A 14,214-nucleotide genomic window follows, 5' to 3' on the forward strand; every position below is an offset into this window, starting at 1 on the left:
CTATTATTATTAATATTATTTAAACAATTTGACATTTATTGATACAAATCACAATAGCTAGCAATTAGTAATTTTGTTTATATCTCCAGCGCTGGAAGCTTATAAAACTTAAAAAAGGAGAATGATATTGAAATTATTTCAAAGCCAATTATTTAATCAGCCTAAACCTTTCTTTCTATTATTCAGTATCGAATTCTGGGAGAGATTTGGTTACGCTGGATTACAAGGCATATTGGCAGTTTATATGGTCAAAATGTTAAAAATGTCTGAAACAGATGCTATTACATTGTTTTCATCATTTACAGCTCTGGTTTATGCTCTGGTTAGCGTTGGAGGATGGTTAGGAGACCATATTTTAGGAAATAAACGGATGATTGCTTTAGGCGCATTTGTTCTGGCTATCGGTTATGGTGTGATTTCTTTTAGTAATCGCGTGGAGCTGCTTTATATCGGCATGGCAACATTAGCGATTGGGAGTGGATTATTTAAATCAAATACCAGTGCAACCTTAGGGTCACTTTATCAGAAAGATGATTCACGATTAGAAGGTGCATATACCCTTTTTTATATGTCTATTAATATCGGCTCTTTTTTCTCATTATTAATTACGCCATATATCGCTTCAAATTATGGTTGGAATAAAGCCTTTCTCGTATGTTTCATTGGACTGCTTATTACCTTAATCAATTATTTTGTCTATCAAAAACTACTTGATGGTTATGGTTCGGCTCCCGATTCACAGCCACTGAACAAAAAATATGCCTTTCTAAGTGGTATAGGCATAGTTTCTATTATTGCTATAGTCACATGGTTACTCCATCATCAAGATATTGCCCGTATTATTTTAGCGATTATCAGTGTTTTGGTTGTTACCGCTTATTTTAAAATCATGTCCAAACAAAACATCGTCAACAAAAAGAAAATGCTATTGGCATTAATCCTTATGCTACAAGCTATTGTATTTTTTGTTTTGTATAATCAAATGTTTACTTCTTTAACTTTTTTTGCGGTACATAATGTCCAAAAACAACTATTCGGTATTAATATCCATGCCGAACAGTTCACAGCATTAAATCCTTTTTGGATCATGATCTTAAGCCCGTTCCTTGCTGTTTTTTTACAAAATATGGTAAAAAATTTCCAATAACATATAAGTTTGCAACTGGAATGCTTTTTTGTTCTTTTGCTTATTTTGTTCTTCCTCTTGGTGCAAAATTTGCGAATTCCCACTTTTTAGTCAGTGCATGGTGGCTGGTCATTTCATATTGTTTTCAATGTATTGGAGAAATCATGATCTCAGGTCTGGGGCTTGCCATGATTGCTCAACTCGTTCCAAAGCCTTATCACGGTTTCGCAATGGGAAGCTGGCTTTTAACGACTGCTGGTGCAAATGTTATTGCAGGTTATGTTGCGAACTTAACTACTGTTCCTAATAAAGTCCTCTCTCCTGCTGAAAGTCTGTCTATATATAGTCATGTATTTCTGCAAATCGGATGTAGCACCTTGGTCATTGCAATTGTAATGTTCATCTTTGCATCTTCTCTCAACAAAATGCAGTCAGATGAATATCAAAACACAGCAACAAATGACATATAAAACACAATAAAACCAAAGCTTAATAAAAAATTAACGCTTATATCAAAAGCTAAGCAATAAGGAATATTACCTTGAGTAACCCTATGATTAAAATGACGATCAATAGTCTGATTCTTGGCTATTTCAGTAGCACTCTTGCTCATGCAGAAATCGATGTTATTTCAAAGGATCAATTTAAAAATCAATATTTATCTCCTTTGAGTTTCCAGTTTGGTGGTCAATTACGTCCACAATGGATTCATAATATGGGAGATGAGCCTGGTTATTATCGTGACGGACATGATGGACTAAGCCGTTTACGCTTCACAACAAACTATGAACTCTCCGAACAGACCAAACTATTAGGCTATTATGAACTCGGAATCAATGTACCTAAAATATTAGATATGGATGGGCATTATAAAGAAGGAGCTAAAAGGACAGTTCGAAGACTGGCATATGTCGGTGTAGAAAATAGTCAATATGGTACTTTAACTTATGGTCAACAATATGGTCTGTACTACGCTGTGATCGGGTTAAAAAGTGATGTCTGGGATAATGATGGGCATGCTGGTGCAACAGCCATCGGTGTCAATGGTCATTATGATGGTGCAAACCGGGCAAAAAACAGTTTGATGTATACCAATACTTTTGGCAAATATAAGTTATATGTGAACTACCTTTTTCCTGAAAGAGCCATTGATGTTGATTCAGAGCATGATTATCGGCGTAAACACGGAGAAGGTATTGGTCTGGACTACAACTTAAATAAAAAAACAACTTTGAGTTTAGCTTATAGTTCAACAAACGCTAAAATGAGAGATTCTTTGGGAAATAAGAAAAATTACCATCAAAATATTCTAGGCTCTGCGATCACGTTCACTCCACATAACTGGTATCTGGTTGGTACAGCAAGTTATTATAATGACTTTGTACCCGCAACAGAAAATAGACATATCAATCATTATTTTGTTGGTGATGGCTATGGTTTAGAAGGATTTGCAGGTTATACATTTAAATTAGATAAACCTTTTTTAAAATCCATTCAACCATTTATAGCTGCTGATCGTTTAAATTTAAATGCTTCTGACCATGACTACCATGCAAATCACCAATATGTAGGTCTCTCAACAAATCTAGGTCATGGGGTAAAAGTAATAGCTGAGCATACCTTTGCCCAGACCACTGATGATGCTGAAAAAGACTCTACCTGGCTCACCTTTTTTATTAGTTTTTAAGCCTTGAACCCAGCACGTTAAGCATATCGTTTAACGTGCCATATTCAGTTGTTGGATCCAATGCCAAATTGCACTGGCTCCAAACCAGAGTGCAACCAGAATCAGCATCAATACGACTATGCCTAAAATATCAGGGACATGTATCCATAGCCAAGCCACAACAGGATTACGCCAGAATGCAGACTCTGCCTGTTTCTGTTCCAGTTTTTCATGTAAAAAAGGGTGAATAATATGATTTTCACTCTCTATTTGGTACTCTGAACGAATATGCTCATGCACCACATCCAGAGCCTTACGGCTAGGACGAATAAAAATATCAAATACAGTTCCAAGGACAGGAATGCAGCCTACTATTCCATCGAGTACAGCTAACTTGAGTACGCCATTGAGTTTGGCTTGAGGTACACCAATCTGCTTGGCTTTATATACGGCATAACATGTTAATACAAAGCCAGCGATATCACCTGCAAAAGGAATTGTGCTCAATGCAGCATCTGCACCTACCCCTTGTTTGGTAAAAGGAATACGTACTACCGAGTCCATCATATTGGCAAACTTTGCCAAATCCCGTTCCAAACGTATAACTTCATTTTGACTTAATTTTTTTTCTTGGCTCATTTAAATCTCTAAAGAATATTCGACAAATTCATCAACAAGATTAGCCTGATCATCTAGACCACTAAATTTCTCAAACGGCACCCAATATCGACTGCAAACATACATCGTTGCAACTATTTTGAAATTTCAACAACCTCTAATTTTCAGACCCGGATCTCATTTTATACAGAAAAAGAGAGTAACTGTGAGGCAATATACAAATAGACCAACACACCTGTTGCATCACAAATCGAAGTCACCAAAGGAGCAGATGCACTTGCTGGATCTAGTTTTAACAAATTGAGTATGAAAGGTAGACTCATGCCAATGATGCATCCTAACAGAACAATCCCTGTCATACTCAATGCCAAGACCAGAGCAACCATTTCGTCCCCCCGATATAGCCCTAAAATAGAGACAGCCAAAGCCATTGTTCCACCTAAGCATAAAGCGACCAATAACTCTCGAAATAGAAGATATAGCCAGTCTTTTGCTTCAACATCTCCAGTAGCCAAGGCTCGAACCATAAGCGTTGCAGACTGTGCTCCTGCATTACCACCGCTTCCAACCAACAATGGCAAAAAGAATACCAGAACAATATTTCGGGAAATGATATCTTCAAAATGTGCAATACCGATACTTGATAGCAAACTTCCAAAAACTAAAATAACTAACCAGAACACTCTCTTTTTATATAACTGTAAAATCGGAGCTGTTTTTATACTCAGTTTTGAGGATGCATCAACTGCACTGGATTTTAAAAAATCCTCCGTTGCTTCCTCACTTGCAACATCCATTGCATCATCATACGTGACGATACCCACCATTTTTCCAGAGTCATCAACGATAGGTAGAGCTAAAAAATCATAACGTGCAATTTTTTTAGCAACCTCATCCTGATCAGTATCTACACGACAAAAAATCACATCTTTGATCATCAGATCCTGAACCAGCGCATTTTCAGGAGCAAGAATCAACTGTTTTAGAGAAATAACCCCTAAAAGTTTACGATCACTATCCAGCACATAAGCAATATAGATCGTTTCCGTATCTGGTGCTTCCAAACGCAGCATTTGTATGGCTTGAGTCGTGTTTAGTTCAGCCGTTAATGTTGCATATTCAGAACTCATGATTGCACCAGCAGTACCCTCAGCATGTTGGGAAAGCTGGCGGATATCTTCACGTTCCGCCTGTGCTAAAGCAGGCAAAAGTGCATTTTGTTGTTCAGTATCCAGTTGTTTAAAAATATCTGCCCGCTTATCTGAGGACATCTCACCAATAATTTTCGCTAATTCTGACCATGAAATAGTTTTTGCCAACTGTACCTGTTTTTCGGGTTCCAAATATGAAAACACATAAGCCCGCTCAGGCAGATGAAGTAATAGCTCTCGGCCCGAATCCAAAGGAAGTTGATTCAATATATCTGCTATATCTACAGCTTTAAAACTTTCAATTGCTTTTAACGCTTGATCAATACGTTGATGCTTGAGTGCATCATCCAATAAAAGCAGAAAATTATTCTGAGCCATCTTTATTCTTTTCCGAAGTGATTAATCATGAATAAGCCCGAAAGCATCATGACTGATAACCTGATCTATTTCTGTATTTTTTTAGTTCTATTCCTACTAAAGAGAAGAGTGAAACACTCCTCCCCCTTTTTATTTTTCTAGCTTACTGTTTTCTTCTTGAATAATGTACGGATAAACACATACATAAATGGGATAAAAATCAGCACCAATATAGTCCCGAAAATAACTCCTCCCAATACACTAACACCAATTTCACGGCGGCTGACAGCCCCTGCGCCAAAAGCTAAAACCAGCGGAATAACACCGGCACCAAAAGCGATTGATGTCATCAGAATTGGTCTTAAACGTAGCCCTGCACCCTCTAGTGCAGCGGCAACTGCAGTTTTACCTTTCTGCTGGGCCAGTGCTGCAAACTCGACAATAAGAATGGCATTTTTACATGACAAACCTATTGTGGTCAGTAATGCAATCTGGAAATAAATATCATTGGGCAAGCCAAATAATTTTGCCAAAACAATATTTCCCCCGATACCCAACGGAATAGCCGCAATTACAACACTTGGAATAGACCAGCTTTCATACAACGCTGCAAGACATAAAAATACAAAACCAATTGAGACCAAATATAAAATAATCGCCTGACTGCTAGATTGCTTTTCTTCATAAGATAAGCCAGTCCATTCCAGATCAACCCCTTTAAACTGCTCTACTAACTGATTCAAATCCTGCATTGCGGCACCTGAACTCGCTCCACCTGCAACATTGGCTTGTAATTGTAAAGCACTATAGCCCTGATAACGTTTTAAAATATCAGGGGCTCCAGTCCAGTCAATTTGTGAAAAAGAACTAAAAGGTACCATTTGATTCTGATCATTTCTGACTGACCATAACTGCAAGTTTTCAGGACTTGCCCTAAATGCAGTATCGCCTTGCATTATCACTCTTTTTACACGGCCACGATCAATAAAGTCATTAATATAGGTACTTCCCCATGCTGACGATAAGGTACTGTTCACATCATCAATATTTAGACCATTCGCAATCACCTGTCTTGGATCAATTTTTACATTCAGATTAGCCTTGCTATCTGTAGATTGTTTATCCAGATTGCTAAATTTTGAAAATTGCGAAGATGTGTCCTGCATCTCCTTATAGACTTGCTCAAGCGCTTTTTGACCTTGCCCATTAAGATCACGTATCCAGAAGTCCAGACCATCTGTTGTTCCCAAGCCAGTCACGGATGAAGGTAGAGTAATATTAATTTTCGCATTTGGATTATTTCTAAAATGTTTCATGACTCGTTTCTGAATGGCTTCAGCAGAGTTATCCTGACCTAGACGTTCATCCCAAGACTTTAAAGCAATATAGCCCTGCCCCAAATTCTGACCGCTACCTGAAAAATTCCGACCATAACGAATCAAGACAATATCAACATTATCTTTTTCTTTATCCAGAAAATATTGCCGGATCTGCTCACCTGTTTCCTGTGTTTTCCACATCGGTGCACCATCTACAATAGAAAACTGTACACTCAGTACCCCCTGATCTTCCTTGGGAATAAAACTACTTGGCAAGGTTTTATATAAAAGTGCAAAAACCGAAATCAATCCAAAAAATAAAACCCATATGACAGTTTTATTGGCCAAAGTTTTTTTAGACAAATTTAAATATGAATGCTTTAAACCATCAATTTTCTGATTAAACCAGACTGCCCATTTTGCTGATTCGGATTTTTCAGTTGGCTTTAAAATCAAGGCACACAAGGCTGGAGTTAAAATCAGGGCAATCAATAACGACAGACTCATCGCTGCGACAAGACTCACCGAGAACTGCCGATAGATCACACCTGTCGATCCACCAAAAAATGCCATTGGGATAAATACTGCCGTCAGAACCAGTGTAATACCAACCAAAGCACCGCTAATTTCCTGCATGGATTCTATCGAGGCTTCTCTCGCTGTCATATGCTGCTCATGCATCAGACGTTCAACATTTTCCACAACAACTATGGCATCATCCACCAGAAGACCAATCGCTAATACCAATGCAAAGAGAGTCAGTGTATTAATACTCATTCCTATCATATAAAGAACTGCAAAAGTTCCCAAAATGACGACAGGCACCGTAATGGCAGGAATAAGCGTTGCACGCCAACTTTGCAGGAAAATAAACATGACGATAATCACCAATACAATCGCCTCAAAAAGTGTCTTGACGACTTCTTTAATTGACTCTTGAACAAATGGCGTATTGTCACGCGGATAGACTATTGTATAACCTTCCGGAAGTTGTTCAGAAATTTGTGCCAGAGCTTGTTTAATCAGTTTGGATGTCTGGATTGCATTTGCACCAGAGGATAAAGAAATAGATAAGCCTGCTGCCTGATAACCATTAATTGTGGTTAAAAACTGGTAGTTTTCTGCACCTAACTCTATACGTGCAACATCTTTTAAATAAACAAAACTCCCAGCCTTATTTCCCTTTACAATCACATTTTCAAAATCGGCTACAGTTTTGAGTTTTGAACCAGCAGTTACTTTTGCATTCAGGTATTGATCTTTATTTACAGGTAAATCACCGACTCCTCCAGCAGCAACCTGCGTATTTTGTGCTTCAATTGCCTGACCAATATCACTCGGCATCAAGCTATATTGTTTCAGTTTAAATGGATCAAGCCATATTCGCATTGCATATTGAGAACCAAAAGTATCAAGCTCACCAACCCCCTCCAAACGACCTAACTCATCCTGAATATGTGTCGCCAGATAATCTGCCAATGCAAAACTACTGGTTTTCCCTGAACGATCATATAAACCAATCACCATGAATGTATCACCCAGTGACTTACTTACATTCACCCCCTGTCTTTGAACTTCATCTGGTAATCTGCGGATTACTGAGCTAATACTGTTTTGCACCTGAACCTGTGCTGTATCCGGATTTGTGCCATTTTTAAAACTGATGCTAATCCGGCTACGCCCAGTTGAATCACTGCTTGAACTAAAATAAAGGAGATGGTCAATACCCTGGATTTGCTGCTCTAAAACCTGGGTAACACTCTGCTCCACAGTCTGTGCATCAGCACCGCTATAATTGGCTGAAATGGTAATTCTTGGCGGTGCAATATCTGGGTAACGCTCAACAGGTAAATTAATTAATGCAAAAATACCAAAAGCCATAATAACAATGGCAATGACTCCTGCAAAAATAGGTCTGTCGATAAAAAATTTGGATAGCATCAGTTAAATTTCTATATGCAAACTGAAAAAGGGTTTCTATATCCGAACGAGAAAAATATAGAAAAATCGAATCAGATTATAATCAACTTAGCACTTGATTTAATTCAAGTAAAATTACACAAAATATGATTTTTCCTTTGAATATGTAGAAAGTGTGAATAACAAAAATAGTATATTTTTATTTCATGCAATCTTAATCAAAAATTCATTCGAATGACATTATTCTATTCCACACTACTTTATCCATTTACAAGCATAGATTTATAAAACATGCTAAGAAAAAGTTTAATTTTACTGAGTATGATCAGTTTAGTCGGCTGCGATGATGATAAAGTAATGACACAACCATCTCCTGAATACAAAGAAGCAAAAATTATTGTCATTGGTCATCGTGGTGCAAGTGCGCTACGTCCTGAGCATACTTTAGAAGCGTATCAAAAAGCTATAGATGATGGTGCAGATTTTATCGAACCCGATCTGGTTTCAACAAAAGATGGCGTTCTTGTTGCCAGACACGAAAATGAAATTAGCGGTACAACAAATATTAGTACATTAGCCCAATTTGCCAATCGTAAAACCACAAAATTAATTGAAAAGACCTCAATGACTGGTTGGTTTACTGAAGACTTTACTCTATCCGAACTTAATCAGATAAAAGCACGTGAACGCATTCCTGACTTACGTCCAAATAATGTTCAGTATAATGATCAATTTGAAATACCAACATTAGATCAGATTATTCAGCTTGCTGAAAAAAACTATAAAGAAACCGGGAAAATTATCGGTTTATATATTGAAACCAAACATCCAACTTATTTCAAAAAGAATAATTTGGCTATGGAAGATACTTTGATTAAAACCTTATCGAAATATCAATATACCCGTGAAATTGCCCCGATTTATTTGCAGTCTTTTGAAGTGACCAATCTAAAAGAAATGAACGATCAGCTCACTTCACATAAGTCACTAAAAAAGGCCAAAACCATTCAACTCTATGATTCTAAAGATCTTGTTCCTGCTGATCTAGAAGAACCAAATGCCGTAAAAATGACTTATGGTGATATGGCAACGCCTGCTGGCCTAAAAGCCGTAGCCAAATATGCTCAAGGTGTTGGACCATACAAGGATTACATCATCCCTGACAACACTCAAACTCCAACAAGCTTTGTTAAAGATGCTCATGCAGCAGGTTTAAAAATTCATCCTTACACATTCCGCCCAGAAAATAATTTTGTGCCGAAAGATTTTAAATGTAGTGCTGCTGAAAAAGATGCTGCAAAACGTTGTGAAATCGGTGCATTAAAAGAATTTGAAATGTTCTTTAAAGCAGGTGTTGATGGTATCTTTACCGACGATCCTGGCTTGGGCCGTAAAGCTGTCGATCTTTATTTAAAGTAATCACCTCAGGTAGTATCAAAGGGAAAAACTCCTTTGATACTAAATACTTATTTTCCTAAAAGCTGAAATTTTCATTGAGCTTTAAATAAATCAAATAACATGGTTTTAAATATCATTGTATTTTAAGGTTCATATGTTATTTTGCTAAAAATTTTTTAGACCTCTCCCATTCCCATGAGCGATTATTCTCCTTTTAAAGGCAAGACTGGTTTTAAACGTGTTTTGAATGCAACAGGTTACTCTCTTGCAGGTTTTCAGGCAGCGTTTAAAAATGAAGCTGCGTTTCGTCAAATTATTTTCATTAATCTTGTTCTTATCCCACTTAGCTTTTTTCTAGATATCACACGTGGTGAACACGCCTTGATGATTGTTGTCTGCCTACTTGCTATTATTGTTGAGCTTTTCAACTCTGCGATCGAAGCTGTTGTTGACCGGGTTTCTCTAGAACGTAATGAACTTTCAAAAAATGCAAAAGACATGGGCAGTGCAGCTCAGTTTGTCTCACTTACAATTATTGTAAGTACTTGGGCAATAATTTTATTTTTATAAAAAACATCTTTTATTAACAATAAAAAAAATCCTCGCTAAATGCGAGGATTTTTTTATTGGAATGCGAACTTACATCATGCCGCCCATTCCACCCATACCGCCCATATCAGGCATAGCTGGTTTTTCTTCAGGAATCTCTGTGATCATACATTCTGTAGTCAACATAAGACCTGCTACCGATGCAGCATGTTCTAATGCAGAACGAGTTACTTTAGCCGGATCAAGGATACCCATTTCTAACATATCGCCATATACGCCAGTTGCAGCGTTATAACCATAGTTACCTTCACCTTGTTTAACAGCATTGATTACAACTGATGGCTCATCACCCGCATTTGCAACAATTTGACGAAGTGGAGCTTCGATTGCGCGACGCAAGATATTAATACCTGCAGTCTGGTCATCGTTTGCACCGGTCAGGTTTTCGATAGACTTAACTGCACGTACAAGTGCAACACCACCACCAGCTACAACACCTTCTTCTACTGCTGCACGAGTTGCATGAAGCGCATCATCTACTCGATCTTTTTTCTCTTTCATTTCAACTTCAGTTGCTGCACCGATTTTAATTACCGCTACACCACCTGCAAGTTTTGCTACACGTTCTTGAAGTTTTTCTTTATCGTATTCTGAAGTAGATTCTTCAATTTGAGCACGAATCTGCTGAACACGCTCAGCAATTTGAGCAGCATCACCAGCGCCATCAACAATCACTGTATTTTCTTTAGAAACAGTTACCTTATGCGCTGTACCCAAGTCTTGAAGAGCTGCTTGTTCTAAAGACATACCCACTTCTTCAGAAATAACAGTTGCACCAGTCAGGATTGCGATATCTTGAAGCATTGCCTTACGACGATCACCAAAACCAGGGGCTTTAACAGCACAAACCTTGATAATACCGCGCATGTTATTTACAACAAGTGTAGCAAGAGCTTCGCCTTCTACATCTTCAGCAATAATAAGAAGCGGCTTACCAGTTTTAGCAACTGCTTCTAATACAGTAATCAATTCACGGATGTTACTGATTTTTTTATCAACAAGAAGGATGTATGGGTTTTCAAGCTCAGCTGTTAAAGTATCTTGCTTGTTTGCGAAGTATGGAGAGATATAACCACGGTCAAACTGCATACCTTCTACAACATCAAGGGCATCTTCGAAGCCAGAACCTTCTTCAACAGTGATAACACCTTCTTTACCCACTTTTTCCATTGCCTGAGCAATCAGCTTACCTACAGTCTCATCAGAGTTTGCAGAAATCGAACCTACTTGTTCAATTGCTTTAAAATCATCCGCAGGTTTCGCAGTTGTTTTAATGTTTTCAACTACAGCCTTTACAGCGATATCGATACCGCGTTTCAAATCCATTGGGTTCATACCAGCAGTTACTGATTTGATCCCTTCATTTAAGATTGCTTGAGCAAGTACAGTTGCAGTCGTTGTACCATCACCAGCAATATCGTTAGTTTTAGATGATACTTCACGAACAAGTTGAGCACCCATGTTCTCAAATTTGTCAGAAAGCGAAATTTCTTTAGCAACAGTTACACCGTCTTTAGTGATATGTGGTGCACCGAAAGAACGGTCAATAACTACGTTACGACCTTTAGGGCCTAAAGTTACTTTTACTGCATCTGCTAGAACATTTACACCCGCAATCATTTTTGAGCGAGCTGAATCACCAAATTTTACGTCTTTAGCTGACATGTATTACTCCAAATCTTTTAAAATTTTTAATCTGATCAATTAAATGAGAATCACATTTAAGCTTGAAGAATTAACCTTCAAGAACAGCTAAAATGTCAGACTCTTTCATAATAAGAAGTTCTTCACCATTTACTTTTACGGTTGTACCTGCATATGTACCGAACAATACTTTATCACCAACTTTTACATCTAAAGCACGCACACCATTATCAGTCACTTGACCATTACCAACAGCAATGATTTCACCCTGAGCCGGTTTTTCAGCTGCTGAACCAGGTAACAGGATCCCACCTGCAGTTTTAGTTTCTTCTTCTACACGACGAATAACTACGCGATCATGCAATGGACGAATGTTGCTCATAAATAACTCCATCAGACTAAGTCTTATAAGTATTAGGGAAGACGATGACTTATTTATTCCTTGGGTCACCATCAAAATTAATTTGATGACACTTTTGTGGGGATGGAAAAATTCGCTTCAAGGGGAAAATAAAAAAAAATTTAACTTTTTTGTATTTTTTTTATTCACATAGAACAAAACAGGATATTTAAAGCAACTTTTATTGGTTTTTTACAAAATCACGCGTGCTTTCATCAAAATAATAATGTTGAAATTCTCCATTATTTAAAATGATATTAAAGCTATTTGGCGTTTCTCGATATATACGATTCGAAGTTGCTGTCCCTGCATGCACATCATAAATCGGATGCTCTACATTTAAATGAAATTCTTCTTTTAAATCATATACGGCAACATTATGTAAATGCCCGTGTAGCAATGCATACACATCATGGTCAGCCCATTGCTCTACAGCCATTTTTGCTAAAGCAGGACAATCATTTTCATGCCTGTCTTCGATTTTAGTAAAAAATGGTTGATGACTGACAATTATTTTTAATTTATTACTGGGAGCAGACTGCAGTTTTTGATCAACTTCATAAATTTGTTGAACTGAAATATGTCCTTTTGTGTGTGAACGACGTCGAATGCTATTCACCCCGATTAAATAAAAATGTTCCGTTTCTAAAGTTTTTTCCAGACTTCCAAAAAACAATTGATAAAGCGCAAACGGACTAAAATAACGATCCCACAAATGATATAGCGGAATATCATGATTCCCCGGGACAACAAAATAAGGAACATGTAAAGACTCTAAAAACTCCTTACAGGCAAAGAACTGTTTTAAACGTGCACGTTGAGTCAGATCACCACTTACAACGACAACTTCAGGCGTATTTTCGAGACAAAACTTTTTTATAGCCGAGATACAGACTGGCCGTTCTGTTCCAAAATGCACATCAGACAGATGTAGCAGCATATGGCACCATTATTCTTAATGCATTCTTTTCCACTGAAATATTTAATGGTGTATCAATTTCAAATATTTCTCCATCAACAGCTACAGTTAATTTTGATTTTTTAGAATAAACCCTTACCAAATCAGCTGAAAAACTATATACATCTGGTACTTTTTCAATATTCCCCCGAATAAGCTGAAACAACATCCTGAATAGTGTGATTTTATCTCCTTTAGCAATCACAACTCCTGCAACATGCCCATCGGCTGCATCTTTGGCAATTTTTAAGTTCATTTCTTTCAGTTGCAGCTGATTATTGCCAAAGAATACTAATGGTGTTTTTACAGGATAATTCTGACCATCAACCTCCACCTCCAGTTTAAGCTGCTTATTTTCTCTTAATAAAACATCCAGACCCGATGTATAGGCATTAATTAATAAACGACCAAAACGTTGGTTAAATTTTTCTCTTTTTTTTATAAATAAAGGATATAAGCCCAAGCTCGCATTATTTAAATAAATATGCTGATTAATCTTTGCCACATGAGATGCTCTGGCTTCACCAGTAGCAATAACTTTTGCCGCTTCAGCAATATCTAATGGAATATTAAGAACTCGGGCAACATAATTAAACGTCCCTAATGGTAAAATCCCCATAGGTATATCCTGGTTCAGCAACTTTGAAGCCACTGCATTTAATGTACCATCACCACCTGCGGCAACAATAACCCCCCTATCGGCTGACTTTCGGTGTCGATCAAAAATCTTTTCCATTAACATATCGAAACTTGGCTCAGAATTTATTTCAAATACCTGAATCTCAAAATCATGAGTTGTGAAAATTGTTAAAATTTTTTCATAAACATCATCTTTATCACTCGCATGGAAACCTGATTTTTCATTATAGATAATTGATAAGGGTTTCACATCTATCACCGAAACTTTGATTTAATTAAAGTAATAGCATTAATTTTGCCGAATAAATGTGCAAATGATATATTTTTTATGTAAAAAAATAATGACGATAATTCAATTTATCGATCTACTTAAAACTCGTCAGCTTTTCCATACAACACATTGTTATAT

Annotated in this window: 10 protein-coding genes and 1 pseudogene; 4 read left to right on the top strand and 7 right to left on the bottom strand. The window is 37.3% G+C overall.

Going from position 1 to position 14,214, the window contains the following annotated elements; genetic code table 11:
* Positions 1-121: 121 nt before the first annotated feature.
* Positions 122-1,596 (top strand): annotated as a pseudogene (locus KPC_RS11045) (oligopeptide:H+ symporter).
* Between the two features lie 71 nt (positions 1,597-1,667).
* Positions 1,668-2,813, top strand: coding sequence for a porin (locus KPC_RS11050; protein ID WP_228212238.1), 1,146 nt, complete (start codon positions 1,668-1,670; stop codon positions 2,811-2,813).
* Between the two features lie 30 nt (positions 2,814-2,843).
* Here KPC_RS11050 and KPC_RS11055 read toward each other — a convergent pair whose 3' ends face one another.
* The 3 genes from KPC_RS11055 to KPC_RS11065 form a co-directional block, all read right to left on the bottom strand.
* Positions 2,844-3,431 carry a DUF4112 domain-containing protein gene (locus KPC_RS11055; RefSeq protein WP_121974439.1) on the bottom strand — a complete coding sequence of 196 codons (588 nt, stop codon included), beginning with the start codon at positions 3,429-3,431 and terminating at the stop codon, positions 2,844-2,846.
* A gap of 161 nt (positions 3,432-3,592) precedes the next feature.
* A complete protein-coding gene (gene mgtE, locus KPC_RS11060; protein ID WP_121974440.1) occupies positions 3,593-4,939 on the bottom strand; it encodes a magnesium transporter in 1,347 nt (448 codons plus the stop codon).
* Between the two features lie 137 nt (positions 4,940-5,076).
* On the bottom strand, positions 5,077-8,178 hold the full coding sequence (locus KPC_RS11065) for a multidrug efflux RND transporter permease subunit (RefSeq protein ID WP_121974441.1): 3,102 nt from the start codon (positions 8,176-8,178) through the stop codon (positions 5,077-5,079).
* A gap of 270 nt (positions 8,179-8,448) precedes the next feature.
* Here KPC_RS11065 and KPC_RS11070 point away from each other — a divergent pair, with 270 nt between their 5' ends.
* Complete coding sequence (locus tag KPC_RS11070; RefSeq protein ID WP_121974442.1) at positions 8,449-9,576, top strand: glycerophosphodiester phosphodiesterase; 1,128 nt, start codon at positions 8,449-8,451, stop codon at positions 9,574-9,576.
* Between the two features lie 174 nt (positions 9,577-9,750).
* Complete coding sequence (locus KPC_RS11075; protein WP_121974443.1) at positions 9,751-10,125, top strand: diacylglycerol kinase; 375 nt, start codon at positions 9,751-9,753, stop codon at positions 10,123-10,125.
* Between the two features lie 69 nt (positions 10,126-10,194).
* Here KPC_RS11075 and groL read toward each other — a convergent pair whose 3' ends face one another.
* From groL to KPC_RS11100, 4 genes are all read right to left on the bottom strand, one after another.
* Positions 10,195-11,829: a chaperonin GroEL gene (groL, locus tag KPC_RS11080; RefSeq protein WP_121974444.1), complete on the bottom strand. Its 1,635-nt coding sequence runs from the start codon at positions 11,827-11,829 to the stop codon at positions 10,195-10,197.
* A gap of 70 nt (positions 11,830-11,899) precedes the next feature.
* Positions 11,900-12,190, bottom strand: a complete 291-nt coding sequence (locus KPC_RS11085; protein ID WP_121974445.1) for a co-chaperone GroES — start codon at positions 12,188-12,190, stop codon at positions 11,900-11,902.
* A gap of 199 nt (positions 12,191-12,389) precedes the next feature.
* Entirely contained in the window at positions 12,390-13,148 is a 759-nt protein-coding gene (locus KPC_RS11095; RefSeq protein WP_121974447.1) for a metallophosphoesterase family protein, read from the bottom strand.
* The gene (locus KPC_RS11100) at positions 13,129-14,064 is read right to left on the bottom strand and encodes a diacylglycerol/lipid kinase family protein (RefSeq protein ID WP_121974448.1); all 936 of its coding nucleotides are present in this window, start codon (positions 14,062-14,064) and stop codon (positions 13,129-13,131) included. The genes KPC_RS11095 and KPC_RS11100 overlap by 20 nt, the downstream gene beginning before the upstream one ends.
* Positions 14,065-14,214: the final 150 nt, after the last annotated feature.

The organism is Acinetobacter stercoris, from assembly GCF_900323515.1.
Classification (GTDB): Bacteria; Pseudomonadota; Gammaproteobacteria; order Pseudomonadales; family Moraxellaceae; genus Acinetobacter; species Acinetobacter stercoris.